The following is a 25,356-nucleotide window of genomic DNA, read 5'->3' on the forward strand; positions in this document are numbered from 1 at the left end:
GCCAGCAATAAAGTCGTTTTAGTGCAGAAATTCGTTTTCTGTCAGCTTATGGTGCGAGGCGGTCTATTTCCCAGCCATCCGCTGTGCGGGTATAAAGGAAGCGGTCGTGCAGACGGTGTTCACCACCCTGCCAGAATTCCACCGAGTTAAACTTCACGCGATATCCGCCCCAGAAGCTTGGCAGCGGAACTTCACCCTGCTTAAATTTTTGTTTCAGTTCAAGAAACTTACCTTCCAGAATCCCTCTTGCCGAGATACGGGAAGATTGCTGTGACGCCCATGCGGCAATCTGGCTGTCTTTCGGGCGGCTGTTAAAGTACTTCACCACATCAAGTGTGGATAAACGCTCAACCTCGCCCAGAAAACAGACCTGTCTGTCGAGCGTATGCCACGGAAAATGGAGGCTGATCTTCGGATTTTTTGCCAGATGCTGCGCCTTACGGCTGCCTGTATTGGTATAAAAAATCAGTCCGTTTTTATCAAAATGCTTGAGTAACACAATGCGCTGATACGGCTGACCGGTTTCATCCACCGTCGCCACACTCATGGCGGTCGGGTCTGATAATTTAGCTTCACACGCCTGTTTCAGCCAGCGCTCAAACATTTCCAGCGGCTCATCACTGAGATCATGGCGGCGTAATCCGCCCTTGGTATATTCACGCCGCAGTGAAGCAACATCCGGAGATTCATCTGACATGCTTTTTTCCTCTTGATTTTTCTTTTAATCACTATTACTTGCTGTGTATTTGTGCCTATACCCAACGTCATTCAGGATGCAGGCAGGCGGCAAAGGAAGATAGACGGGGAGCATACATTAGTATGTGACCCGGCTATCCTCGTTCCGCCAACGAACCTGCAGTTTGAATGAATAAGGGTATATTTATTCATGGCGGATAACCGGATAAACCGCGCCCAATACGGTTTCTCTGTCTGCGCCGGTGACAGACGGCAGATTGCCGGACTCACCTGCCAGAGTGCGTGCCGCCAGCCAGGCAAATGCCAGTGCTTCCAGGTCATCCCCGCTCAGACCAAAGGTGTCAGTCGGGCTGACTTCTGTACCCGGCAACAACGCAGACAAACGGGACATTATCTGCGGATTCTGCGCTCCGCCACCGCACACCAGAAGCCGCTCACATCCGCCGCAAAGAGCCACCTGGTCACTGATACTGACTGTCGTCAGTTCCAGCAATGTGGCCTGTACATCCTCCGGTAATACATCAGGGAATGCCGTCAGGTGCGTGGTCAGCCACTGCATATTAAAATATTCACGTCCGGTACTTTTCGGTGCTGAACGGCTGAAATACGGGTCGCGAAGCATCTGAGCCAGCAGTTTTTTTGTGTACCTGTCCGCTTTTTGCCCAGGCGCCGTCTTTATCATAAGGCTGTGCCCTGTGCCGCCATGTCCAGCTGTCCATCAGCATATTACCCGGCCCGGTATCATATCCTCTGACCGGCGCGCCGGGGATAAGGGTGGTGATATTCGCTATCCCGCCGATATTCAGAATAATGCGTTTCTCACCCGGTACGCCGAGAACAGCCTGATGAAATGCCGGCACCAGTGGCGCGCCCTGCCCGCCATACGCCATATCACGGCGGCGGAAATCCCCGGCTGTCGTGATATTGGTCAGTGCGGCGACCCGGTTGTTGTCCCCGATCTGCATAGTGAAAGGCGTGTCGCTGTCCGGTTCATGCCAGACCGTCTGCCCGTGGCAGCCGATGCCGGTAATATCCTGCGGTGTCAGCCGTGCTTTCACCAACAGCCCGTTTACCGCCTGCGCAAATAATGTGCCCAGGTCATAATCCAGCCTGCCGATTTCCGACAACGTCGTCTGTTGCCCCTGACATACTGCCAGTATGCGGGTTTTCAGTGCATGGGGAAACGGATGCGAATAACTCACCTGTTGCGCCACCACTGCATCATTAATCGCAGCCAGAACGACATCAACGCCATCCATGCTGGTTCCTGACATCACTCCGATATAACGTCCCGGGCGCATAGCCAATTCCTTTTAATCAATAACCGTTTGATAAAAATAGTATATACCCAACGCCATTCAAAATGCAGGCAGGCGGCAAGGGAAGATAGGCGGGGAGCATAGGTAGACTATGTGACCTGGCTGGCATCGTTCCGCCAACGAACCTGCTGTTTGAATGGATAAGGGTATATTCATATTCAGATGTAACTACTATAATTAGGCTCATCAACAGATCCATCCCTTTTTGTCGCGTAGCATCACTTAATCCTGAATCTGATGCGTGCCTCACAATTGTGAAATAAGAGGATTTACCTTGCCTGATAACCATTTCACTTTAAGCTGTTCCTAATCTCCGCGGAAATAAAACATTTTTAATGCAAAATTATTCTGCGATAATGGGTAAGATACAACACGACACCACAGATAATGAACATATCCGAGTCTGTGAACATAATAATCAGGAGTTAAGTATGTATAAGCGTTTTCTCGCCGGTGCATTCGCCGTTGTCGCATTATCCGGCTGTGTGAATATGGATACACTGAGTGGTGACACTTATAGTGCAGAACAGGCGAAAAGTGTTCAAACAGTCACTTATGCTACTATTATGAGTGCCCGCCCTGTCACAATCCAGGCCGGAGGTAAGGAAAATGTTCTCGGCGCTGTGGGTGGTGCAGTTCTGGGTGGTATCTTAGGCAGCACTATCGGTGGCGGGACAGGCCAGACTCTGGCAACCGCAGCAGGTGCTATCGCCGGTGGTGTTGCAGGCCAGAACGTACAGGGTGCAATGAACAACACATCCGGTGTTGAACTGGAACTCAAACAAGACAATGGCGAGATCATTGTTGTTGTACAGAAACAAGGTAAAACACCTTTCTCTGTAGGTCAGCGCGTCCGTATCGCAAAATCAGGCTCAACGTATACCGTATCTCCGCGTTCCTGACAGCCGCTTTATCCGGCAAAAGGCGAAACAACTCTGTTTCGCCTTTTTTGTTTGTCCGGGTTAGTTGCGGCTGTGTAACTGAACAATATTGTTTTCTAGTTTGCGGACAATATCAGCCAGCGCGTATAACTCATCCTGTGTTATTCCCCCCAGAATCTCCTGACGTGTCTTTTCAATTACAGCATCCACCTCACGGATAAAAGGTTCAGATTCTTCCGTGAGCTTTATCCGTTTTGCTCTGCGGTCGTTAATACAGATATGGCGCGTAATTAACTTTTTCTCTTCCAACTGATCCAGCGTACGAACCAGTGAAGGTTGTTCAATACCAATCGCTTTTGCTAACTGGATCTGGGATTGGTCGGGGGGTAACAAACTGATGTTGTAGAGTGTTATCCAGTGTGTCTGCGTTAATTTTAACGGCTTGAGCCGGTGGTCGATAAGTGACCGCCATATCCGTACTAATCTCGCTAAATCTGATCCCAAAGTTAACTCCACAAATTTCTCCTTATGTGAATACTGTACAGACGCATGTGAACGCCATAATGTCTTTCAATCACCCAATAAAAAGAAACGCTGCGCTATTGTGCTCATTAATATCAGACGCAATATTGCGGCGTAATAAAAAACAGTTCACATTTATCTCACACCCTGCCATTTAGATAGCAGTGAAATAGTTAGCTTTTTATACAAATTTAATTGATTAAGCGAGTGAAGTTGTTTCGCAGTAAGAATAGCGATCATCACGAATGGGATCTATATTTTTTTACATAACCATGTTCTTATTTTTAACAAAAAAAGAATTTAATGGCTTAAATTTGATTTAATTACAATGAGATACGGATGGTTTTTCCTGCTTATGAATAGTGATATTTATTACATTATATTTATATAATTACCTTCCTAATAATAAACACAAATACACTAAATTAGATTATTTATATAATATATAAATAAGCCACACTAAATAACACCTGTTAATTAATTCATTGGTAATATATAGGATATGAACTATTAATTTAAAATAAATCTATCTGAGATGAAGGTTCATCCGGCAATATGTCACCTTTTTGTGCCCTGTAACGACGCTGGCGGCATAAACGCAGTACATTCTCTTTTTGGGTATTATTCAGGGATAACCACTGAAACCGCTCATCACGGCTCCGGTAGCAACCTTTGCAGTAACCTTTCTCACTTAGCTCACAGATCCCCACACAGGGTGAAGGAATATCGAAAAGGTGGAGTTGTTCTGCCATCTGATAATGTCCTTTCGTCTGATGCCCCTGCGGGCGGCTTCCGGTTATTCTGTAACCATCAGCATCCTGATAATTTGAATTGTAGTCAATTCTCACGTTATAGTGTGAGTTATTACTGCTATACCCAACGTCATTCCGGATGCAGGCAGGCGGTGTGAAGCCAACGAACCTGTAGTTTGAATGAATAAGGGTATAACTAATGAAAGTCAATCAGGGAGATTACTTTATGCGTGTACTCCATACCATGCTCCGCGTAGGTGATATGCAACGTTCCGTCGATTTTTACACAAAAGTACTTGGTATGCGCTTACTGCGCACCAGCGAAAATCCGGAATATAAATACTCACTCGCCTTCGTGGGTTACACTGATGAGAGCGAAGGCTCGGTCATTGAGTTAACCTACAATTGGGGTGTTGATTCTTATGATCAGGGCAGCGCTTTCGGGCATATTGCACTGGGTGTCGATGATGTTGCCGCAACCTGTGAGTCTATCCGTCAGGCCGGCGGAAAAATCAGCCGTGAAGCAGGTCCTGTAAAAGGCGGTTCCACCATTATTGCCTTTGTTGAAGACCCGGATGGTTATAAGATTGAATTAATTGAAAATAAAAGTGCCGGTGCTGCCCTGGGCAACTAACCGGTATGTGAGGAAGGATCAGAACGATCCTCCTTTTTAGTGTCTGAGGCAATCTGTCCTTTCGCCCACAGGCTCGCCGCGCTAGAATGATGCGTTTTGTTCGTTACAACCAAAGAGTCCCATGTCTGATAATCAAAATCACAATACCCTGAACGCACGTTTCCGCGGATACTATCCTGTTGTTATTGATGTTGAAACAGGCGGATTTAATGCCAAAACTGATGCTATGCTGGAAATTGCCGCCATCACCGTTAAAATGGATGATAATGGCTGGCTGATGCCCGATCAGCGGCTTGAGTTCAATGTACAGCCTTTCGAGGGCGCGAATCTTGATCCTGCTGCGCTGGCCTTTACCGGGATAAACCCTGCCGACCCGGAACGCAAAGCAGTCCGCGAGTATGATGCCTTACATGAAATTTTTAAAATGGTGCGTAAAGGCATGAAAAATGCTGACTGCAAGCGCGCGATTATCGTGGCACACAATGCGAACTTTGATCACAATTTTGTGACGACAGCCGCAGAGCGCTGCGGTCTGAAACGTAATCCGTTTCATCCGTTTGCCACCTTTGATACCGCTGCATTAAGCGGACTGGCTCTCGGGCAGACCATTCTGGCAAAAGCCTGTATTACCGCCGGTATTCCATTTGACAGCAAAAAAGCCCATGGCGCGGCGTATGATACAGACCGCACATCCCTGCTGTTTTGTGAAATTGTTAATCGCTGGAAGAAACTGGGCGGCTGGCCGCTGCCCGCAGACGCATAAGTGATTTAAAACATCCCCGCCACCTTACGGGTGCCGGGGATGTTTGTTTTGCTTACTTTTTCATCAGCTCAGGTATGATTTCTTTTGTTACCTGCTCAATCACCGCGTTTACCCGCGTCCTGAATTGCATATCAAAACCTGTATCCTCACGATATAACAACACCCGGTCAGCAGAACTGATGGTTGCCAACTGTGAAAATTTTTCCGCCGCATGACTGCCGAACCCAATCTGCGCAGACAACAACGCTGCTGCCTTCAGGTTAATATCCTCCATCCCGGGTATGTCGATCATCGTTAAAGACTGCAACTGTGTCACCAGCCCTCTCAGCGGACCTGAAGATAAGGCCGTAAGTTCATTTGTGGTCAGCGGAACCTGAGTCGCCAACGCCATGCTGAGATTATTCAGATGAACAGGCAGGTATTCTTTAGCACATTCAGTCATAATTTGCGCGGCTGAGGCCGGTGCATTATTAACCACAGATGCTTTTTCAGCCTCTGCCGGTGTAACTGATACCTTATTTATCCAATCCCCGAATTTATGAACGGCATGGTTCACCGCATGCTTTACTGATACAAAAAATTCGGTAGCGCTATTTTTAATATCACTGAATTTTTCAGATAATCCGGGGCACCGTGGCGACGTATCTTCCGTCAACGTGCCGATGGCGGCACCCGGTCCGTGAAATGAAATATATCCGGTTAAAACAACAGGCTGACCAACAGTATTTGGCTGCATCTTTTTTCCTTTTGTGTTATTGACGCAGACACTCTAAGAAATAACACGCATAACAACTTTCATTTCATCACCATCAGAAAAATAAAAGCCCCGCCGGAAACACCGGCAGGGCTTTTTTGTTCATTCTGACTGTATGATTATTCTTCGTTTTCAGCCGGATTTTTGGCGGCTGTTTCTTTAATCAGCGTCTGTAATTCGCCGCTGCGCATCATTTCCATAATGATGTCACAACCACCGACTAATTCCCCGCCAATCCACAGTTGCGGAAATGTCGGCCAGTTTGCGTACTTTGGTAATTCCGCACGAATATCAGGGTTTTGCAGGATATCTACATACGCAAAACGCTCTTCACAAGATGCCAGCGCCTGAACAGCCTGCGCTGAAAAACCACAGCTAGGCAGTTTCGGTGAGCCTTTCATATACAGCAGAATCGGGTTTTCTTTGATCTGGCGTTCAATTTTTTCAATAGTCGTCATTTAAAATATCCTTTACATCTGACCGGTCAGTGCCGGTGTTAACTTTCATGCAGAATACCACTTTCCGTTGCAAAGCGGTAACAATCATTCACATCCTGTCTGCATTTTCAGCCAGAAATTTTGCTGGCAGACACTGAAGAATTCTTTCCGCTGCGGAGATATATTTTTATTATTAAATTCAACCACTTTCCAGACTATCCATTGTTCCGGACACTGGTTGTCACCGTCATGAGTAGCAGTTTCAATTTCTTCGGTACACATCAAAATGACACCATCATGAAACTGCCATGTTCTTGTGCGGGTGATCACTTCTGATAAAGGGTCATGGCAGTTATTATCAGAAATCATAATGCACTGTGCACTGCTGTTTATAGCTGAAGAAAGGTACCGGGCCAGCATAGTTACGTATTTATGATGTTAAGAGATGCCGCAATAATATACCAATACCGCCCTCCTTTCCGCATCTGTCACTGTTTTTTGTGGCAAAACTTGTTAAGATAATTCGCAGAATAATAACAGTAACCCATCCGTGATGAGGTTACTGATTTAACCTTAAAAAAGGAGAATGCAATGTCGTTTGAATTACCTGCACTGCCTTATGCAAAAAAATGCATTAGCGCCATATATTTCTGAAGAAACACTGGAATACCACTATGGTAAGCACCATAACACCTATGTGGTTAATCTGAACAACCTGATTAAAGGCACTGCTTTTGAAGGGAAATCGCTGGAAGAGATAATCAAAACCTCTGACGCCGGGATCTTTAATAATGCCGCTCAGGTCTGGAACCACACGTTTTACTGGCACTGTCTGGCACCAAACGCAGGCGGTGAACCAACCGGGAAAATTGCTGAAGCAATTACTAAAGCATTCGGTTCATTTGCTGAGTTCAAACAGCAGTTTACTGATTCCGCTATCAAAAACTTCGGCGCCGGCTGGACGTGGCTGGTGAAAAAAGCAGACGGCAGCCTGGCTATCGTCAATACCTCAAATGCGGGCACACCAATCAGCGGTAATGACAAGCCACTGTTAACCGTCGATATCTGGGAGCACGCGTATTACATTGATTACCGTAATGCACGTCCTAAATACCTGGAAAATTTCTGGGCATTAGTGAACTGGAAATTTGCGGAAGAAAATCTGGCGTAAGTTACTCAGATAACAGATGTATTATATTAAAAAAGGGCGGATTTTCCGCCCTTTCCTACAGCAGGACAATATATCAGAAAAGCATAAAAGCAAATGCAACGATCATTGCCAGTGCCGCAAACGTCATTGCCAAACTATATTTCAGATCTGTATCCATTCTTATCTCCAAAATAGCTGCTAATCAGGACGTGATGACCGGCAGAACGCCTTGATCATCAAAATAAACAAAACCGATGGTCTGACTAAAAAATAAAAACAACCGACCATATCAATAACCATAACACAGGTTATATCTTTTACTTTTGACCCGGATCAGACAATAAAGACTGTTTTTACAGAAATTTTTCTATTGTTACCGCATAATGGCACTATAATAGCAATCGATTAACCTAATAATAAAATACAGACCAGCAGGTCAGGAGTTGTTTTCATCATGGCAACGATTAAAGATGTGGCTAAGCGCTCGGGCGTCTCCACCACAACCGTCTCCCATGTCATTAATAATACCCGTTTCGTTGCAGAAGAAACGAAAGCGGCTGTCTGGGCTGCCATCAAGGAATTACATTATTCACCCAGCGCTGTGGCGCGCAGTCTGAAGGTGAATAACACAAAATCTATCGGATTACTGGCAACCTCCAGTGAGGCGCCCTATTTTGCCGAAGTGATTGAGGCTGTTGAAAACAGCTGTTACAGCAAAGGATACACCTTAGTACTGTGTAACTCGCATAATAACCCCGATAAACAGAAAGCCTATCTGGCGATGCTGGCACAGAAAAGGGTAGATGGTCTGCTGGTGATGTGTTCTGAGTATCCCGATCAGCTGATTTCCATGCTGGAAGGCTACCGCAACATCCCGATGGTGGTGATGGACTGGGGCAAATCCCGTGGTGATTTTACCGATGCTATTATTGATAATGCCCTGCACGGCGGCTATCTCGCCGGACGCTATCTGATTGAGCGCGGGCACCGCGATATCGCGGTAATCCCGGGTCCGCTGGAGCGCAATACCGGCGGTAACCGTCTGGAAGGCTTTCAGAAAGCGATGAAAGAAGCCGGGATCACAGTGCGTGATGAATGGATTGTCCAGGGTGATTTTGAACCGGACTCCGGTTATCAGGCGATGACTCAAATTCTTAACGGAAAACAGCGTCCGACGGCTGTTTTCTGTGGCGGTGATTCGATGGCGATGGGCGCGATTTGTGCCGCTGACGAGATGGGACTGCGCGTGCCGCAGGATGTTTCGGTGATCGGGTACGATAATATCCGTAATGCCCGCTATTTCAGCCCGGCACTGACAACCGTTCATCAGCCGAAAGAACGACTGGGACAGATGGCGCTGACCATGCTGCTCGATCGTATCGTCAATAAACGCGAAGATGCACAGACAATTGAAGTGCATCCGCGTCTGGTTGAGCGCCGTTCCGTGGCAGATGGTCCGTTTATCGATTACCGCCGCTGATATCAGCGCAACCACTCGGCATTGAGGGTTTCGCTGTCGCCGAGGTAATCGAGCAGCCAACTCAGTGCCGGTGAGGTGTTTTTATCCACCCAGGTGATACAGCAAGGGCTGTCCGGTAACGGTTGTTCAATCTTCAGTGCCGCCAGCCTGCCCGCCGCAATCAGCGGGTCGGCACGGTGCGCCGGCATCATTGCCACACAAAGCCCCGCCTCCACACACGCAATTCCGCTGTCCCAGTCCGGGACTATCAGGCGGCGCTGGTTATCCAGCGCCCAGGTGTCGCGTTTGGGCAGCGAGCGGGACGTATCTTCCAGGCACAAACTCGGGTACAGCACCATTTCTTCATTGGTCAGAAGACTATCTGCCGATGCCAGCGGATGCGTTGTGCTGACCACCGCCCGCCATGGCATAAATCCCATATCACGGAAATTATAGCGCTCACCGATGGGAGATGCCCTGGTTGCGCCAATTGCCACATCCACCCGCCGGTCCACCAGCGCATCCCATACCCCGTTAAAGACTTCAGGATAAATAAACAACTCAATGTCCGGGAAATGATGGTAAAAATCCAACAGAAGTCGCGTTATTCGTGCCGGTTTCACGATACAGTCAACCGCAATGCTGAATTCACCACGCCAGCCGTTGGCTATCATCTGACATTGATGCCGTGTGGATTTCATTTTTTTGATAACAGTCCGGGCTTCCCTGACGAACAATACCCCCGCAGGGGTCAGTTCCACATCTCTGTGGCGTCGTTCAAACAGCGGCACCGCCAGCCACTCTTCAAGCTGGCGGACACTGTAGCTTATCGCAGAAGGTACGCGGTGAAGTTCTTCTGCCGCCGCACTGAAGCTGCCTGTCCGTGCCACTGCATCAACCACATCCAGCGTATATTCTGACCACATAATCCCTCCTTTCAAATTTTTTCACAGCAATGTGCAAATAATAACGTTTTACAAAGAAAATTTCGAATGGTTAAAATAACAACTTACGAATTACACTTTTCAATAACATTTATTTAACATTCAGGTATTCATTTGTGACTGTTCAAAAATCGCCTTCCCGCGGCTTCCTTTTTTATCTCGCCGGACTCAGCATGCTGGGTTATCTCGCGATTGATATGTATCTCCCTGCTTTCGGTATGATGCAGGTATCTTTAAACTCGAGTGCCAGCGCCATCAGTGCCAGCCTGAGTATCTTCCTGGTCGGTTTTGCTATCGGTCAGCTGCTATGGGGACCGCTTTCCGATAAAATCGGGCGCAAGCCGGTCCTGCTGATGGGATTAGGGCTGTTTGCCCTGAGCTGTCTGGCGATGGTCTGGGTATCCACCCCGGCACAACTTTTATTACTGCGCTTTGTGCAGGCTGTCAGCGTCTGTTCTGCTGCTGTTACCTGGCAGGCACTGGTGATTGACCGCTATGACAGTCACCGCGCACAGCGGGTTTTCGCTGCGATTATGCCGCTGGTTGCGCTCTCTCCGGCGCTCGCCCCTCTGCTCGGTGCCTGGCTGCTCAATCATGGCGGCTGGCATGAGATTTTCCTGTTACTCGGCGGTATTACGGTTCTGATCCTTCTCCCGACACTGTTTTTGAAAGAAAAACACGCATTTGCCGCGCCGGACAGTATCAAACCTGAAAAACAGGCGATCTCATTCTTCCGCCTGCTGAAATCACCGGTATACAGCGGTAATGTGCTGATTTATGCAGCGTGCAGTGCCGGGTTCTTTGCCTGGCTGACCGGATCACCGTTTATCCTGCGCGATATGGGGTATAACCCGAATGATATCGGATTAAGTTATATTCCTCAGACCATTGCCTTTATGGTCGGCGGATACGGCTGCCGTGCCCTGCTGTCCCATGTGAAAGGTAAAACATTGCTGCCGTTCCTGCTGGCCGGTTATGCCGTCAGTATGATAAGCCTGTATGCGATGGCCAAATTCGGTAATCCGTCTCTGGTTGAGATCCTTATTCCGTTCTGTTTTATGGCGGCAATGAACGGCGCGTCCTATCCGATCGCGGTATCAAATGCCCTGGCCGTTTATCCGGCACACAGTGGTAAAGCGGCGGCGTTACAAAATGCAATTCAGTTGGGATTATGTTCTGCCATCAGTTTCCTCGTCTCTGCCCTGATGAATGATCCGCTGCTCTCAACAACCGCAGTCATGGCGGCAACAGTGATCCTGGCGGCCCTCGGATATATTATGCAGTACCGCTCATCGCAGACAACTGTGACTATTGCAGAACAAAATCAATAGATTGTATTTTATATTAAGAATATTCCTAATTATAAGCCGTACTCTGTTACGGCTTTTTTTTGTCATTGAAATTTACTCTCAGGCTCCTATACTTTTCAGACAATTAGTCTTAAATCCGGATTTTGAACTTTATTTTTGTCTTAAAGATAACATTAATATGACAACCGTCATCCGGTGACGGATAGCGTGCTTTGTTCTGTTATTCCTGCGCAACATAACTGATATTAATAAAGTCCTCAAAATCCCGCTTTGATAAAAATTGGAGATAATATGAGTTCTGATTGTATCGAAAATCAAAAAAACGCCGGCTGATGCCTGGCAGCGGATCGCCTCCGACCTTTTAAATGAAGCCGGGATTGAAATTAACGGCACCCGCCCTTTCGATATACAGGTGCACAATAACCATTTCTTTAAACGGATATTGCAGCAGGGTTCGATGGGACTGGGTGAGAGTTATATGGACGGTTGGTGGGACTGTGAGCGTTTGGATATCTTTTTCCAACGTGTGCTGCGTGCCGGGCTGGAAGATAAACTTCCTAAAAATATCAATGATGTTGTTAAAATTGCTATGGCGCGTCTGCGTAATCTTCAGACCCGCAAGCGTGCGCGGATTGTGGGTGAAGAGCATTATGACCTGGGTAATGACCTGTTTGAGCACATGCTCGACCCGTATATGCAATATTCCTGCGGCTACTGGAAAGACCTGAGTGATGACCCGGCGAACCTGCCTCTGGCGCAGGAACAAAAACTGCATCTTATCTGTGAAAAATTACAGCTCAAACCGGGTATGCGGCTTCTGGATATCGGCTGCGGATGGGGCGGGCTGGCAGCTTATGCGGCAAAACATTTCGCTGCATCTGTTACCGGGGTGACTATTTCTGCCGAACAGCAAAAATACGCACAGGCACGCTGTGCTGATCTGGATGTCAGTATTATCCTGGAAGATTACCGCGATTTAAATGAACAATTTGACCGCATAGTGTCGGTCGGGATGTTTGAGCATGTCGGACCGAAAAATTACGCCACGTATTTTGATGTGGTAAAACGGAATCTGAAGCCGGATGGTCTATTCTTATTGCACACTATCGGCTCAAACCGGAATAAAGTGAATGTCGATGCGTGGATTGATAAGTATGTTTTCCCGAATGGCTGCCTGCCCTCTGTGCAGAATATCGGTGACAGCAGTGAAAATAAATTAGTCATGGAAGACTGGCATAATTTCGGTGCTGATTATGACCGGACACTGATGGCGTGGTATGCCCGTTTTCTGGATGCCTGGCCTGAGCTGGAGCAGAATTACACCCCCCGCTTCAAACGGATGTTTACCTATTATCTGAACGCTTGTGCCGGGGCTTTTCGTGCCCGTGATATTCAGTTATGGCAGATATTATGGAGCCCGCAGGGCTGTGAAGGTGGTTTGCGCGTTGCCCGCTGAACATTTCAGACACAAAAAAATCCGGACTGATACCAAACCAGTGCCGGATTTTTTTACATATAATCTGTCAGGACTATGCGGGTTCTGTTGTCGCAGGCGGTGTCTGAGACTCTTGTGATTGCTGTGTTTTCTGCAGCAGTACACGCTCAACAGTATCAACAATCGCCTGTGTCTGCGGATCAAGCTCAATATTCACTTTATCCCCCAGACGCTTTTTGCCCAGCGTCGTGCGGGTACAGGTTTCCGGGATCAGATGCACACAAAAGCGATTATTGACCACATCACCGATAGTCAGGCTGATACCGTCAATGCCGACAAATCCTTTATGCAGAATATATTTCATCAGCATTTTATCTTCGATGCGCAGCCAAATCTGATAATTATTTTCTGATACAAAAATTTTAGCAATTTCCGCCGTGGTAACAATATGGCCGGACATAATATGTCCGCCGATTTCATCACCATATTTAGCGGCTCTTTCCAGATTAACATTGTCACCGGTTTTCAGACTGCCGAGGTTTGTCAGTCTTAACGTTTCCTTAACCAGATCAAAACTGATTAAATCACCGTCTATTTTTGTGACTGTCAGACAGCAGCCGTTGTGTGCAACCGAGGCGCCCGTTTCTATGCCGCCCAGTAATTCCGGCGGAAATTTCACAGTGTGAACACGAAAGTTTTCTTTTTCTTCAATGGCGACGACGGGGCCTTTGCCTTGTACAATCCCGGTAAACATGCGGATCTCCAGTCAGTAAATAAATAAATTTATACCTAATGTCATTCAGGATGCAGGCAGGCGGCAAGGGAAGACTGACGGGGAGCATAGGTAAACTATGTGACCCGGCGGGCATCGTTCCGCCAACAAACCTGCAGTTTGAATGAGATGGGTATAATCAGTTTATCCTACAAATCATAATTAAACAGCCCTTCTCCCGTCATCCCGCACATTTAATTGTATTGGTTTGTGTTGGCTTAGTCGTTAGAATACCTGATCGCATACTCCGATAAATTATCAATGTATCCCGGAATCTCTTTCCTTATTTTTCTATCTGTATAAAAGGTGTATTTACGTGCAGAAGTATTTAAAAGAAGCGCGTACTTTGCTCGCTCTTGGTATTCCCGTTATTATCGCGCAGTTTTCTCAGACTGCGATGGGCGTGGTTGATACCATTATGGCCGGCAGAGTCAGTGCGACAGATATGTCCGCCGTTGCCGTCGGTACCTCTATCTGGCTGCCCGCGATATTATTTGGTCATGGCCTGTTAATGGCACTGACCCCGATTGTGGCACAGATGAACGGCTCCGGCCGCCGTCCCCTGATAGCAAATCAGATACAGCAGGGAATGTGGCTGGCAACATTTTTATCCGTTCTGGTCATTGCCGTGCTCTATAACAGCCGGTTTGTTATTGAAAATATGCCGCATATTGACCCTCTGCTGGCTGAAAAAGCCGTCGGATTCACCCATGCCATTATGTGGGGCGCGCCCGGTTACCTTTATTATCAGGTACTGCGCAGTCAGTGTGAGGGATTGTCCAAAACCAAGCCCGGAATGGTGATTGGTTTCCTGGGGCTGCTGGTGAATATCCCGATTAACTATATCTTTATTTACGGGAAATTCGGCATGCCTGCACTCGGTGGTGTGGGGTGTGGTGTGGCAACCGCCTCCGTATTCTGGGCAATGTTCTTTTTTATGCGCTGGTATGTCAAACGCGCCCGCTCTCAGCGGGATGTGCGTCCGAAACAGCGTTTTGCCGCACCGGACTGGACAATTATAAAACGGATCACCCTGCTGGGTCTGCCTATCGCGTTAGCCTTGTTCTTTGAGGTCACGCTGTTTGCGGTTGTCGCCCTGCTGGTCGCACCTTTGGGTGTCACGGCAGTCGCCGGGCATCAGATAGCCCTGAATTTCAGCTCCATGATGTTTATGTTCCCTATTTCACTCGGCATCGCCACCACTATCCGGATAGGCTTTAATCTCGGGAAAGATTCCCCGGAGAAAGCAAAGGTATCTTCCTATACCGGGCTTGGCGTCGGTCTGATGATCGCGGCAATGACGGCACTCTTTACCGTGCTGCTCCGTGAGCCTATCGCCCTGCTGTATAACGATAACCCTGAAGTGGTACTGATGGCATCAGGTCTGATGCTGCTGGCGGGGGTCTATCAGCTGTCTGATTCTGTTCAGGTGATTGGCGCAGGTGTATTGCGTGGTTATAAAGATACCCGCGCCATCTTCTTTATTACCTTTGTTGCTTACTGGGTTCTGGGGCTGCCAATCGGCTATATCTTAGGATTAACGGATTGGATAGTACCGGCGATGGGACCTCAGGGCTTCTGGGTTGGTTTTATCATCGGTTTAACCTCTGCGGCTATCGGAATGGCCTGCCGGATCCTGTGGTTACAAAAACAACCGGACAGTTTTATTCTGCAACGCGCGGGGCGTTAATCCTTTTTTCCGCCCGGCAATACCGGGGAAAGCACATATTTCAGTCCGATAGCGTTAAATACGAGCAGTCGGACACGAAAATGTGTTTTTCCCCTTGCAAGAGTGGGTTCTGATCGTTAATATCCGTCTCCGTTGTCAGCGAAATTATAAATAATGCGTCCATAGCTCAGTTGGTTAGAGCACCACCTTGACATGGTGGGGGTCGGTGGTTCGAGTCCACTTGGACGCACCATTTCTCGCAGTATCCGGTTTTATCCCTCTTCAGTATTTACTTTTCTCATCCTGCTACTTTTTATTTCACCCGTCGGATTACGTGTTTCCATCTGAAACTCAGCCCCTTTCCTTGCGTTAACTCAATGATGTTAATTTATTTCTGATTTTATGATTCAAATCACACTAATAACCCTCTATAATGCCCGCGTGGTTGTTGAATGGATTCAGCTTGTTGATTTATCGGCAATGAAACAGAGAGAACCTGAACGGATCTCTGTATACTGAATCTGTTCTTTTACAAAAACGACTTATTTTAATAACCCGGGAACCCTGACAATCGCCTATCCTTACAGATATGATGTGAGACGTTTGTTACCTCTCATGTCAGATACCAGCGGTTGTTCACTATTTACTCTCATAACTGTAGATGGGCTGTCATGAAAAAGACGAAAATTGTTTGTACTATCGGACCTAAAACCGAATCAGAAGAGAAACTGGAAGCACTGTTAGATGCCGGCATGAATGTTATGCGACTGAACTTCTCCCACGGCGATTATGAAGAACACGGCCAGCGCATCAAAAATCTGCGTGCTGTCTGTGAACGTACCGGTAAGAAAGCAGCCATTTTACTTGATACCAAAGGCCCTGAAATCCGGACCATTAAACTGGAAGGCGGTAATGATTTCGCCCTGGTTGCGGGTCAGACCTTTACCTTTACCACTGATAAATCCGTCATCGGTAACAGTGAGCGTGTTGCTGTCACCTATCCGGGCTTTGCGCGTGATCTGAAACCGGGCAATATCGTACTGGTTGATGATGGTCTTATCGGCATGCGTGTTAAAGAAACCACAGAGACTGACGTCATTTGTGATGTGCTTAACAGCGGTGACCTCGGTGAAAACAAAGGTGTAAACCTGCCGAATGTATCAATTGGTCTGCCTGCACTGGCTGAGAAAGACAAACAGGATCTTATTTTCGGCTGTCAGCAAAATGTTGATTTCGTTGCAGCCTCTTTCATCCGTAAACGTTCAGACGTTGATGAAATCCGCGCCCATCTGCTGGCCAACGGCGGCTCGCACATCCAGATTATTTCTAAAATCGAAAATCAGGAAGGGATGAACAACTTCGATGAAATCCTCGAAGCATCCGACGGCATCATGGTTGCCCGTGGCGACCTCGGTGTTGAAATTCCGGTTGAAGAAGTGATTTTTGCACAAAAACTGATGATCGAAAAATGTAATACCGCGCGTAAAGTCGTTATTACTGCCACACAAATGCTTGACTCCATGATCAAAAACCCACGCCCTACCCGCGCAGAAGCCGGTGACGTTGCAAACGCCATCCTGGACGGTACTGATGCCGTTATGCTGTCCGGTGAAAGTGCGAAAGGGAAATACCCGGTTGAAGCCGTGACGATTATGGCGACCATCTGTGAGCGTACTGATCGCGTGATGCACAGCCGCCTTGGCGAGTTACAGCCTGGTCATAAACTGCGTGTAACAGAAGCCGTCTGCCGTGGCGCGGTTGAAATGTCAGAAAACCTGGATGCGCCACTGATTGTTGTTGCCACCTTCGGCGGAAAATCAGCAAAATCTGTCCGTAAATACTTCCCGAAAGCCCCTATTCTGGCGCTGACCACCAATGCAACCACCGCCCGCCAGCTTCTGCTGGTCAAAGGTGTGACCACAAAACTGGTCAGTGAAATCTCATCAACGGATGATTTCTATCGCATCGGACGTGACGCTGCATTAGAAAGTGGTCTGGCTGTTAACGGCGAAATCGTGGTGATGGTTTCAGGTGCATTAGTTCCGAGCGGCACCACCAATACCTCATCGGTCCAGTTACTGTAGTTTTTCAGGATTATCTGAATAATCAGCGCACCCTCTTTACGGGTGCGTTTTTTTATTCTAGACTGTAAGAGAACGTAACAGGACCTTGCATCTGCACAGGATAATTATCACTTTCTGAATATGAGATGACTGTAAATCGTCCTGTTTGTTTTACTATCGGGATATTTGATTGAAAATCGTGCCGATTATGGTTTTTTTTTGATTTTCTTTGCGGTTTTGGTAAGATTATCGTTGTAAACGCTGAATTTCTATTCTCTTTCTGTATTGAAATGTGTAATATCATAAGTGCTACTTGGCGATTAACTTTAATCTAGAGGGTATAAAAATGAGTCGTTCTAAAATTGTTTTAGGTGCTGTAATTTTAGCTTCTACCTTATTAGCAGGTTGTTCTTCTAACGCTAAATTTGACCAACTGGACAACGACGTTAAAACGCTGAATGCCAAAGTTGATCAACTGAGCAACGACGTTAACGCAATCCGTTCTGATGTTCAGCAGGCTAAAGACGAAGCAGCACGCGCTAACCAGCGCTTAGATAACCAGGTTCGTTCTTACAAAAAATAATTTGTAACCACGAGCTTAAGAGCAGATGGCGTAACATGAAATATGTTACGCCATTTTTTATGTCTGCAATCCGTCATCATGGCAACAAAAAAGCCACATCCGGTAAATAATGATGTGGCTTTTATATTATCGGCACGTCTCCGGCTTATTACTCTTCGCCGCTGTCCTCACTGATAATCGGACCCGGCTGAGTTAACTGTCCGGGCGCGAAATCCGCCGGTTTCAGATTCAATGCTTTAACTTCAGCTTCTTCATCCATTTCTACCGGGGCAAAATTAGTGTTACTGCCCGATGTTGCCTCTTCCTGCTGATATTGCGCATCACGGCTCACATCCACAGGCATTCCTGAGCGGCGGATAATCGCCTGTTCAACAATGTCACTGTTGGTATCCGGTGACTGAATAAAGCTTATCAGCCCGGCTGAACGGGCAATCGGCATAGTTTGCGGATCGTCATTTTTATTTTTCGATAACGGCTGATGAACTTCCACGTAGCGCTTACCGTCCGGTTCAACAGCATATTTTACCGGCTCATTGAGGATCTGCACACGGGTGCCTTTCGGAATGGTGTTAAACAGGGCTTTGATATCATCAGGCCGCAGACGGATACAGCCGGAGCTGACCCGCATACCTATCCCGAAATCCGCATTGGTTCCGTGGATAAGATATTCACCGCGCCCTTGCGCCAGACGCAGCGCAAACAGCCCCATCGGGTTTTCCGGTCCGGCAGGAACAACGCCCGGCAACGTAATTCCCTGAGCGGCATACGCTTTGCGGATATTGGCAGTCGGTGTCCAGGTCGGGTCTTTAATCAATTGCGATACGGATGTGGTCATAACCGGCGTATCACGCCCTAACTGACCAATCCCTATCGGATAGACCTTCACTGTATTTGTTCCCTGCGGATAATAGTACAGACGCAGTTCTGCCAGGTTAATCACAATTCCCTGATGCAGCGTATCCGGCAGGATAAGCTGTGACGGGATAATAAGTTTACTGCCGGCCTGCGGCAGATACGGGTCAGTTCCGGGATTCGCTTCCAGCATCGCTAATAACCCGATGCCATACTCCGCAGCAATCGCTTCCAGTGAACGTCCGTCATCCGGCACGATATAGGTTGTGTTCTCACCGATGACCCGTCCCTTATTCGCAGGGAGTTCATATTCTGTTGCCTGAGCGGTTAACGCAGTAATGGTTAATAAAAGCCCGCCCATCAACGAGAGCATTCGTTTCATACCAGATCCTCAGCTGACGTTATAAAATACGTGACGACTTTTCAGCCACCACGACAACAAGTATATATATTATTGGCGGAGTAAGAAAAAGGGAACTATGTTTTATCTCATTTGCTGCGTGTTTTGTAAGATTGTTCTGACCATTGCATTCAAACCCTGAGTACGGGAGGGTGTCAGATGAACAGACAGTGCCAGCTGATTAAAAATATCTGCAATATCCAGAGCCCGGATTTCTGCCGGAAATTTGCCCTGATATAACGCGATAACCAGCGCCACCAGCCCTTTCACGATAGCTGCATCACTGTCTCCGGCAAACCAGACCCGCCCTTCATCGTCCTGTTGCATGGCTATCCAGACCTGACTCTGACAGCCCGATATTTTATGCTGCGCTATCCGTTGTGTTTCCGTCAGTGCCGGTAATTTTTCACCCAGCTCAATCAGATACAGGTAACGCTCTTCCCAGTCATGACAGCGGGCAAAATTGCGCAGTAATTTTGCCTGATCCGGCAGATTAATCTTCATGTCCATCCTTACTTAACCCAGCAGTTTTGCGGTTCGTTGCAGTGCGCTTATCAGTATATCAATGTCCGCCTCTGTGGTGTAGAGCGCAAATGAGGCGCGGCACATAGCGCTGACACCATAGTGCGCCAGCAGTGGCTGTGCGCAGTGGTGTCCGGTGCGGATTGCCACGCCGTAGCGGTCAAGAAAAGCACCGGTATCAAACGCATGATGAACACCGAGGTTAAACGCAATCACGCCTTCACGCTGTGCATTGCCATACAGAATAATACCCGGAACTTCACTCATCCGCGCAACCGCATATTGCATCAGCGCGTGCTCATGTGCGGCAATCGCATTCATACCGATACGTCCCAGATAATCCAGCGCGGCACCCAACCCGATAATCCCCTGGATATTCGGTGTTCCGGCTTCAAAACGCCAGGGAACCTCTGCATAGGTAATGCCGTTGGTTAAACTGACGTCGGCTATCATCGCGCCCCCGCCTTCACGCGGCGGCATGTTGTCCAGCAGAGATTTTCGACCCCACAACACACCTACCCCTGTCGGGCCGTACAGTTTATGACCGGAAAAGGCATAAAAATCGCAATCCAGCGCCTGTACATCCACCGGCAGATGCATTGCGCCCTGTGCGCCGTCCACCAGCACCGCAATCTCTCCGCCCGCTTTTCCGCTCAGCTCACGCGCTTGTGCGATAATCTCCCGCACCGGGTTCACTGTACCGAGCACATTAGACAGATGCGTAAAACTCAGCAGACGCGTCCGGTTATCAATAAGTTCCGGTAATTTACTGAGTATCAGTGTGCCGTCGTCCGCCATCGGAATAACGCGGATTTCAATCCCGGCGCTCTCTGCCAGCATATACCAGGGGACAATATTGGCGTGATGTTCCATTTCGGTGATAATAATATTATCACCATCGTTACAAAATGCCCGCCCGAAACTGTCTGCAACCAGATTGATTGCCTCAGTCGTGCCCTTAACGAAAATGATTTCTTCAGTCTGCGGCGCATTAATAAAGTCAGCTGCTTTTTGCCGCACCGCTTCTGTGGCAGCGGTCGCCTGCGCACTCAATGTGTGAATGCCGCGGTGAACCGCGGCATAGTGGTGTGCTGTAAAATCACTGACCGCATCAATAACCTGCTGCGGTTTTTGTGCGCTGGCTGCGCTGTCGAGATAGACCAGCGGTTTATCATTCACAATAGCGGACAAAACCGGAAAATCTGCCCGCAACTGCTGTACCGGATAACTCATGCCCGCTCCTTATCACCCTGGTCAAGCGCTCCGCGAATGCGTGTCATGACCACATCATTAAGTACGCTGTCACTGATGCTGTCCGTCAGTTCTGCGGCAAACGCGAGGATAATCATCTGCTTTGCCTCTTTTTCTGAGATCCCGCGCGCGCGCAGATAGAAAAGCTGCTCTTCATCAATCCGCCCGATGGTCGCGCCATGACTGCACTTCACATCATCTGCATAGATTTCCAGCTGTGGTTTGGTATCCACTTCCGCTTTTTTGCCCAGTAACAGATTGTTATTAGTCATCTGCCCGTCTGTTTTCAGGGCGTGCGGCGCCACTTTAATCATGCCGTTGAATACCGCTTTGCTGTTATCCATTACGATAACTTTATGCCGCTGACGGCTTTCACAATAACCTTTGTTATGTTCCAGATACGTCCGCGTGTCTGCCACTTCACCATTCTTCGGCAGTACCAGACTGTTCATGGAAAGCATCACACCCTCGCCGTTGAGTTGTGTGCTGGTGTGGTGCCGGGTCAGTTTGCCGCCAAGCAGGAAGCTGGTGCTTTCCACCCGGGCATTGGCATCAATCACTAAATCATTGTGAGCGAAATGATAAGCCTGTGCATTTTCAAAACCCAGTTTCAGGTGGCGGAAATCACTGTTTTCACCAATGTTGGCACTCAGCCGTGCGCCGGTAAAATGTGCGGATGCTGAGCCGGAACTGATAAAATGTTCAATCACCGAGGCGGCTGCATTTGCCCCGATCTCAAGATGATAACGGCTGTGACACATATTCAGCCCGTCATTATGTGCCGCTGAAATATTCACGATATATAAAGGTTTATCCGCCTGCACACCCGGTTTCACACGAATAACCAGCGGGCTTTGCGCAAGGCTTTCCGTCAGATACAGGAAAATTTCTCCGTTCACCGCCGCCGGAAACGCACGTTTATCATCGGCAATGCTCAGTTCATAAGCACCAAAATCCGTATCACTCCACTGTGGCGCAAACACACCATCCACCAGCACCACGCGGTAAGCATTGAGTGTCGTCATCACGTCCGCAGGCAGCGCATCAATCGCACCCGTCAGTTGCTGATACTCTGCCGCAAGCAGATTATCCAGTGATGTATAGTGCCAGTCTTCCTGGCGAAACGCCGGAAAGCCGGTTTTTTGTGCCAGTTGCCAGTGATGCAGGGCATTGTCAGAGAGCGGGCGTTGGCGTTGTGCAATCAGCGCGTCAATCTGTGCCATCGCCGCCGCATTGCGCTCACTGACCTGACTGCGTTTCAGCGCGCGTTCACTGTTGGTCAATAAGCCAGCCATATCCCTGCTCCTCCAGTTTTTTAGCCAGTGAGAAATCACCGGATTTGATAATTTTGCCCTGATACAGCACATGAACAAAATCCGGTTTTACATAATCGAGGATCCGCTGATAGTGCGTGACAATAATAAAGGCGCGCTCCGGGCTGCGCAGTTGATTGACCCCATTTGCCACGGTTTTCAGGGCATCAATATCCAGCCCGGAATCGGTTTCATCCAGGATGCACAGTGACGGCTCAAGCGCTGCCATTTGCAGGATATCGTTACGTTTTTTCTCACCGCCGGAGAACCCGACATTCACCGCGCGCGTCAGCAGATCCTGCGGCATATTGAGCAACTCAATTTTATCTTCAATAAAATCAGCAAAATCAAACCGATCCAGCTCTGATTGGCTGCGGTATTTACGCACCGCATTCACTGCGGTTTGCAGGAAGAACTGATTGCTGACACCGGGAATTTCCACCGGATACTGAAATGCCAGGAAAATCCCCTCACCGGCGCGATCTTCCGGCGCCAGCTCCAGCAGGTCTTTACCTTTAAAACTGACGGTACCGCTATCAACTTCGTAATCTTCCCGCCCTGCCAGAGTGGCAGATAAGGTGCTTTTTCCGGAGCCGTTCGGTCCCATAATCGCGTGAATTTCACCCGGTTTTACCTCAAGGGATAGCCCTTTGAGGATCTCGTTACCTTCCACGCTGACATGCAAATCTTTTACACTTAACATAATGTACTACTCCGTCCCGCCGGTTAGTCCGCGGGCGCTGATTCTGATGTAATTAACCCACGCTGTGTTCAAGCTTATCGCCAGCAGCTTCTGTGCTTCCACGGCAAATTCCAGTGGTAATTCAGAGAATACGTCTTTACAAAAACCATTCACAATCATAGAGATAGCATCATCTTCGCTGATCCCGCGCTGCAAACAATAAAACAGCTGATCTTCACCAATGCGCGAGGTGGTCGCTTCATGCTCCAGATGCGCACTGTTATTCATCACTTCCACATACGGGAAGGTATGAGCGCCGCACTCTGTGCCGATCAGCATGGAATCACACTGGGTAAAGTTACGGGCGTTTTCCGCACCCGGCAGTATTTTCACCAGCCCGCGGTAACTGTTCTGGCTTTTCCCGGCAGAAATCCCTTTTGAAATTATGGTGGATTTGGTATTTCGCCCGATGTGGATCATTTTTGTCCCGGTATCCGCCTGCTGTGACCCGTTGGTCAGGGCAACAGAGAAAAATTCACCGACAGAGTTATCCCCTTTGAGGATAACGCTCGGGTACTTCCAGGTGATCGCCGAGCCGGTTTCTGATTGTGTCCAGGACATACGCGAGTTTTCACCCTCGCACAGCGCCCGTTTGGTCACAAAATTGAGGATCCCGCCCTGCGTATCGCCACCGGCGAACCAGTTCTGTACAGTGGAATATTTCACTTCCGCGTCTTTAAGGATAATCACTTCCACGACGGCCGCATGAAGCTGATAAGTATCCCGTACCGGTGCTGAACAGCCTTCGATATAACTGACGTAACTGCCTTCATCCGCGATAAGAATCGTCCGCTCAAACTGACCGGTTTTCGCCGCGTTAATGCGGAAATAGGTGGACAGTTCCATCGGGCAGCGCACGCCTTTCGGGATATAGACAAAGGTGCCGTCAGAGGCAACAGCGGCATTCAGTGCGGCAAAAAAGTTATCGTGGCTTGATACCACACTGCCGAGGTATTTCTGCACCAGCTCCGGATAGTCATGAATCGCTTCACCGAATGAGCAGAAAATCACCCCGTGCTGTTTCAGTTCATCACGATAGGTTGTTGATACTGAAACAGAATCAAAAATCGCATCTACTGCAACCGCCTGCCCTTCACGAACCGGAACACCCAGCTTTTCAAATGCATCTTCCACTTCGCTGGTCAGGAAACTGCCCGCCGGGCTTTGTGTCGCTCCCGGCTGAGAGCCGCAGGTATCATCACAGGCGCCGCAGGACGGCGCGGAGTAATAGCTGTAATCCTGATAATCAAGATCAGGATAATTGGCTTTCAGCCAGTGCGGCTCTTCCATGCCCAGCCAGTGCTCAAATGCCTCCAGGCGGAAGTTCAGCATCCACTCAGGTTCATTTCGTTTGGCAGAAATCGCACGGATTACGTTTTCGTTTATTCCTTTCGCCAATTCATCGGTGGCGACGTTGGTGAAGAAGCCCTCTTTATAGCGCCCGTCATTCAGCCAGGTCTGAACTTCTTCACCCATTTCCGGATTGCTCTGAGACATAATATGGCTTCGCTCTTAAACCCCGAAGCTCTCACCACACCCGCAGGCATGTTGTGCTTTCGGATTATTAAATTTAAATATCTGATTCAGTCCTTCACGGACAAAATCCACTTCTGTGCCATCAATAAACGGCATCGCTTTGCGCGGAACATACAGGCGGGCGCCATCGCGCTCAAACAGCATATCACCCGCATCTGCCTGATTAATCATGTCAAAAACATAACCAAACCCGGCACACCCGGATTGTTTGACACCCAGGCAAAGCCCGATGCTGTCCGGTGTGTTATTCATCAGTGTCACTATCTGTTTTGCGGCGGCCGCCGTCAGTGTGACCCCTGTCCAGTCATTGTCATTCAGTGAAAATGTTTCCACCGGGTTTGCAGTATTTGTTGTCATCATTGACCTCATAAAATTTACGGCTTTCGCCGACGGTAGCTCTCCGTAAACACTATGTTAACGATAATGTTTCTCACTTCAACCACTTGCTTTGAAAGGGCATTCCGATATCTGTATAAATAATAGACAAAACAGCGGGAATACGCGTATCATTTTCGTGTGGAAAGCGGATTAAGCTGTTGTTATAAAGATTAAAAATATTTTTATTGTCTGTGTATTTTATAGTACCGAAGAGTACAG

Annotated in this window: 23 protein-coding genes, 1 tRNA gene and 4 pseudogenes; 11 read left to right on the forward strand and 17 right to left on the reverse strand. The window is 48.2% G+C overall.

Going from position 1 to position 25,356, the window contains the following annotated elements:
• Window positions 1–46: 46 nt before the first annotated feature.
• Complete coding sequence (gene pdxH, locus AYY16_RS05390) at window positions 47–697, reverse strand: pyridoxamine 5'-phosphate oxidase (protein ID WP_067363024.1); 651 nt, start codon at window positions 695–697, stop codon at window positions 47–49.
• A 183-nt stretch (window positions 698–880) separates the two neighbouring features.
• Window positions 881–1,997: pseudogene (gene anmK, locus AYY16_RS05395) on the reverse strand (anhydro-N-acetylmuramic acid kinase).
• Window positions 1,998–2,446: 449 nt separating this feature from the next.
• Here anmK and AYY16_RS05400 point away from each other — a divergent pair.
• On the forward strand, window positions 2,447–2,917 hold the full coding sequence (locus AYY16_RS05400) for an outer membrane lipoprotein (RefSeq protein WP_067363027.1): 471 nt from the start codon (window positions 2,447–2,449) through the stop codon (window positions 2,915–2,917).
• 60 nt (window positions 2,918–2,977) lie between these two features.
• Here AYY16_RS05400 and slyA read toward each other — a convergent pair whose 3' ends face one another.
• Window positions 2,978–3,412, reverse strand: coding sequence for a transcriptional regulator SlyA (gene slyA, locus AYY16_RS05405; RefSeq protein ID WP_067363030.1), 435 nt, complete (start codon window positions 3,410–3,412; stop codon window positions 2,978–2,980).
• Between the two features lie 521 nt (window positions 3,413–3,933).
• On the reverse strand, window positions 3,934–4,170 hold the full coding sequence (locus AYY16_RS05410; protein WP_067364753.1) for a DUF1289 domain-containing protein: 237 nt from the start codon (window positions 4,168–4,170) through the stop codon (window positions 3,934–3,936).
• A 226-nt stretch (window positions 4,171–4,396) separates the two neighbouring features.
• Between AYY16_RS05410 and gloA the strand changes: the two genes are divergently transcribed.
• On the forward strand, window positions 4,397–4,804 hold the full coding sequence (gene gloA / locus AYY16_RS05415; protein WP_067364756.1) for a lactoylglutathione lyase: 408 nt from the start codon (window positions 4,397–4,399) through the stop codon (window positions 4,802–4,804).
• Window positions 4,805–4,925: 121 nt separating this feature from the next.
• Window positions 4,926–5,567 carry a ribonuclease T gene (rnt, locus tag AYY16_RS05420; RefSeq protein ID WP_067363033.1) on the forward strand — a complete coding sequence of 214 codons (642 nt, stop codon included), beginning with the start codon at window positions 4,926–4,928 and terminating at the stop codon, window positions 5,565–5,567.
• Window positions 5,568–5,619: 52 nt separating this feature from the next.
• Here the strand turns inward: rnt and AYY16_RS05425 are convergent, their stop codons facing one another.
• From AYY16_RS05425 to AYY16_RS05435, 3 genes are all read right to left on the reverse strand, one after another.
• A complete protein-coding gene (locus tag AYY16_RS05425; RefSeq protein ID WP_067363036.1) occupies window positions 5,620–6,303 on the reverse strand; it encodes a hypothetical protein in 684 nt (227 codons plus the stop codon).
• A 137-nt stretch (window positions 6,304–6,440) separates the two neighbouring features.
• Window positions 6,441–6,779 carry a Grx4 family monothiol glutaredoxin gene (locus tag AYY16_RS05430; protein WP_067363039.1) on the reverse strand — a complete coding sequence of 113 codons (339 nt, stop codon included), beginning with the start codon at window positions 6,777–6,779 and terminating at the stop codon, window positions 6,441–6,443.
• A gap of 84 nt (window positions 6,780–6,863) precedes the next feature.
• Window positions 6,864–7,127, reverse strand: a complete 264-nt coding sequence (locus AYY16_RS05435; RefSeq protein ID WP_223861126.1) for a hypothetical protein — start codon at window positions 7,125–7,127, stop codon at window positions 6,864–6,866.
• Between the two features lie 222 nt (window positions 7,128–7,349).
• On the opposite strand from AYY16_RS05435, the pseudogene sodB reads away from it, so the two are divergent.
• A pseudogene (gene sodB / locus AYY16_RS05440) lies at window positions 7,350–7,929 on the forward strand (superoxide dismutase [Fe]).
• A gap of 73 nt (window positions 7,930–8,002) precedes the next feature.
• Here the strand turns inward: sodB and cydH are convergent.
• Complete coding sequence (gene cydH / locus AYY16_RS21655) at window positions 8,003–8,086, reverse strand: cytochrome bd-I oxidase subunit CydH (protein ID WP_223861196.1); 84 nt, start codon at window positions 8,084–8,086, stop codon at window positions 8,003–8,005.
• A gap of 276 nt (window positions 8,087–8,362) precedes the next feature.
• Between cydH and purR the strand changes: the two genes are divergently transcribed.
• Window positions 8,363–9,388 carry an HTH-type transcriptional repressor PurR gene (gene purR / locus AYY16_RS05445; protein WP_067363045.1) on the forward strand — a complete coding sequence of 342 codons (1,026 nt, stop codon included), beginning with the start codon at window positions 8,363–8,365 and terminating at the stop codon, window positions 9,386–9,388.
• Window positions 9,389–9,390: 2 nt separating this feature from the next.
• On the opposite strand, the gene punR is transcribed toward purR, so the two are convergent.
• Window positions 9,391–10,293 (reverse strand): DNA-binding transcriptional activator PunR, encoded by a 903-nt coding sequence (punR, locus tag AYY16_RS05450; protein WP_067363048.1) that lies wholly within the window; start codon window positions 10,291–10,293, stop codon window positions 9,391–9,393.
• 134 nt (window positions 10,294–10,427) lie between these two features.
• Between punR and punC the strand changes: the two genes are divergently transcribed.
• The gene (gene punC, locus AYY16_RS05455; protein WP_082970596.1) at window positions 10,428–11,642 is read left to right on the forward strand and encodes a purine nucleoside transporter PunC; all 1,215 of its coding nucleotides are present in this window, start codon (window positions 10,428–10,430) and stop codon (window positions 11,640–11,642) included.
• Between the two features lie 270 nt (window positions 11,643–11,912).
• Window positions 11,913–13,077, forward strand: a pseudogene (cfa, locus tag AYY16_RS05460) (cyclopropane fatty acyl phospholipid synthase).
• A gap of 73 nt (window positions 13,078–13,150) precedes the next feature.
• On the opposite strand, the gene AYY16_RS05465 reads toward cfa, so the two are convergent.
• Window positions 13,151–13,810, reverse strand: a complete 660-nt coding sequence (locus AYY16_RS05465; RefSeq protein WP_067363051.1) for a riboflavin synthase — start codon at window positions 13,808–13,810, stop codon at window positions 13,151–13,153.
• A 334-nt stretch (window positions 13,811–14,144) separates the two neighbouring features.
• Here AYY16_RS05465 and AYY16_RS05470 point away from each other — a divergent pair, with 334 nt between their 5' ends.
• From AYY16_RS05470 to AYY16_RS05485, 4 genes are all read left to right on the forward strand, one after another.
• Window positions 14,145–15,518 carry an MATE family efflux transporter gene (locus tag AYY16_RS05470; protein ID WP_067363054.1) on the forward strand — a complete coding sequence of 458 codons (1,374 nt, stop codon included), beginning with the start codon at window positions 14,145–14,147 and terminating at the stop codon, window positions 15,516–15,518.
• Window positions 15,519–15,673: 155 nt separating this feature from the next.
• Window positions 15,674–15,750 (forward strand) — tRNA-Val (locus AYY16_RS05475).
• Window positions 15,751–16,168: 418 nt separating this feature from the next.
• A complete protein-coding gene (pykF, locus tag AYY16_RS05480) occupies window positions 16,169–17,581 on the forward strand; it encodes a pyruvate kinase PykF (RefSeq protein ID WP_067363057.1) in 1,413 nt (470 codons plus the stop codon).
• A gap of 325 nt (window positions 17,582–17,906) precedes the next feature.
• Complete coding sequence (locus tag AYY16_RS05485; protein ID WP_067363059.1) at window positions 17,907–18,143, forward strand: major outer membrane lipoprotein; 237 nt, start codon at window positions 17,907–17,909, stop codon at window positions 18,141–18,143.
• A 148-nt stretch (window positions 18,144–18,291) separates the two neighbouring features.
• On the opposite strand, the gene AYY16_RS05490 is transcribed toward AYY16_RS05485, so the two are convergent.
• The 7 genes and pseudogenes from AYY16_RS05490 to sufA all read right to left on the reverse strand — a co-directional run bounded on the left by AYY16_RS05490 (window position 18,292) and on the right by sufA (window position 25,116).
• Window positions 18,292–19,377: a L,D-transpeptidase family protein gene (locus tag AYY16_RS05490; protein WP_067363064.1), complete on the reverse strand. Its 1,086-nt coding sequence runs from the start codon at window positions 19,375–19,377 to the stop codon at window positions 18,292–18,294.
• A gap of 102 nt (window positions 19,378–19,479) precedes the next feature.
• Entirely contained in the window at window positions 19,480–19,899 is a 420-nt protein-coding gene (gene sufE / locus AYY16_RS05495) for a cysteine desulfuration protein SufE (protein ID WP_067363067.1), read from the reverse strand.
• Window positions 19,900–19,911: 12 nt separating this feature from the next.
• Window positions 19,912–21,150 carry a cysteine desulfurase SufS gene (gene sufS / locus AYY16_RS05500; RefSeq protein ID WP_067363070.1) on the reverse strand — a complete coding sequence of 413 codons (1,239 nt, stop codon included), beginning with the start codon at window positions 21,148–21,150 and terminating at the stop codon, window positions 19,912–19,914.
• Complete coding sequence (gene sufD / locus AYY16_RS05505) at window positions 21,147–22,463, reverse strand: Fe-S cluster assembly protein SufD (RefSeq protein WP_067363072.1); 1,317 nt, start codon at window positions 22,461–22,463, stop codon at window positions 21,147–21,149. Before sufD ends, sufS begins: the two co-directional genes overlap by 4 nt.
• Window positions 22,438–23,184, reverse strand: a complete 747-nt coding sequence (sufC, locus tag AYY16_RS05510) for a Fe-S cluster assembly ATPase SufC (RefSeq protein ID WP_067363075.1) — start codon at window positions 23,182–23,184, stop codon at window positions 22,438–22,440. Before sufC ends, sufD begins: the two co-directional genes overlap by 26 nt.
• A gap of 52 nt (window positions 23,185–23,236) precedes the next feature.
• Window positions 23,237–24,720: pseudogene (sufB, locus tag AYY16_RS05515) on the reverse strand (Fe-S cluster assembly protein SufB).
• Window positions 24,721–24,735: 15 nt separating this feature from the next.
• The gene (gene sufA / locus AYY16_RS05520) at window positions 24,736–25,116 is read right to left on the reverse strand and encodes a Fe-S cluster assembly scaffold SufA (protein ID WP_067364760.1); all 381 of its coding nucleotides are present in this window, start codon (window positions 25,114–25,116) and stop codon (window positions 24,736–24,738) included.
• Window positions 25,117–25,356: the final 240 nt, after the last annotated feature.

Origin of the sequence: Morganella psychrotolerans, from assembly GCF_001676155.1 — a bacterium.
In the GTDB taxonomy this organism is placed as follows: Bacteria; Pseudomonadota; Gammaproteobacteria; order Enterobacterales; family Enterobacteriaceae; genus Morganella; species Morganella psychrotolerans.

Bases quoted from the DNA above. Each gene is read 5' to 3' on its own strand.
- pdxH (WP_067363024.1), bottom strand. From the start codon at position 697: ATGTCAGATGAATCTCCGGATGTTGCTTCACTGCGGCGTGAATATACC.
- AYY16_RS05400 (WP_067363027.1), top strand. From the start codon at position 2,447: ATGTATAAGCGTTTTCTCGCCGGTGCATTCGCCGTTGTCGCATTATCC.
- AYY16_RS05410 (WP_067364753.1), bottom strand. From the start codon at position 4,170: ATGGCAGAACAACTCCACCTTTTCGATATTCCTTCACCCTGTGTGGGG.
- gloA (WP_067364756.1), top strand. From the start codon at position 4,397: ATGCGTGTACTCCATACCATGCTCCGCGTAGGTGATATGCAACGTTCC.
- rnt (WP_067363033.1), top strand. From the start codon at position 4,926: ATGTCTGATAATCAAAATCACAATACCCTGAACGCACGTTTCCGCGGA.
- AYY16_RS05425 (WP_067363036.1), bottom strand. From the start codon at position 6,303: ATGCAGCCAAATACTGTTGGTCAGCCTGTTGTTTTAACCGGATATATT.
- AYY16_RS05430 (WP_067363039.1), bottom strand. From the start codon at position 6,779: ATGACGACTATTGAAAAAATTGAACGCCAGATCAAAGAAAACCCGATT.
- AYY16_RS05435 (WP_223861126.1), bottom strand. From the start codon at position 7,127: ATGATTTCTGATAATAACTGCCATGACCCTTTATCAGAAGTGATCACC.
- cydH (WP_223861196.1), bottom strand. From the start codon at position 8,086: ATGGATACAGATCTGAAATATAGTTTGGCAATGACGTTTGCGGCACTG.
- purR (WP_067363045.1), top strand. From the start codon at position 8,363: ATGGCAACGATTAAAGATGTGGCTAAGCGCTCGGGCGTCTCCACCACA.
- punR (WP_067363048.1), bottom strand. From the start codon at position 10,293: ATGTGGTCAGAATATACGCTGGATGTGGTTGATGCAGTGGCACGGACA.
- AYY16_RS05465 (WP_067363051.1), bottom strand. From the start codon at position 13,810: ATGTTTACCGGGATTGTACAAGGCAAAGGCCCCGTCGTCGCCATTGAA.
- pykF (WP_067363057.1), top strand. From the start codon at position 16,169: ATGAAAAAGACGAAAATTGTTTGTACTATCGGACCTAAAACCGAATCA.
- AYY16_RS05485 (WP_067363059.1), top strand. From the start codon at position 17,907: ATGAGTCGTTCTAAAATTGTTTTAGGTGCTGTAATTTTAGCTTCTACC.
- AYY16_RS05490 (WP_067363064.1), bottom strand. From the start codon at position 19,377: ATGAAACGAATGCTCTCGTTGATGGGCGGGCTTTTATTAACCATTACT.
- sufE (WP_067363067.1), bottom strand. From the start codon at position 19,899: ATGAAGATTAATCTGCCGGATCAGGCAAAATTACTGCGCAATTTTGCC.
- sufS (WP_067363070.1), bottom strand. From the start codon at position 21,150: ATGAGTTATCCGGTACAGCAGTTGCGGGCAGATTTTCCGGTTTTGTCC.
- sufD (WP_067363072.1), bottom strand. From the start codon at position 22,463: ATGGCTGGCTTATTGACCAACAGTGAACGCGCGCTGAAACGCAGTCAG.
- sufC (WP_067363075.1), bottom strand. From the start codon at position 23,184: ATGTTAAGTGTAAAAGATTTGCATGTCAGCGTGGAAGGTAACGAGATC.
- sufA (WP_067364760.1), bottom strand. From the start codon at position 25,116: ATGACAACAAATACTGCAAACCCGGTGGAAACATTTTCACTGAATGAC.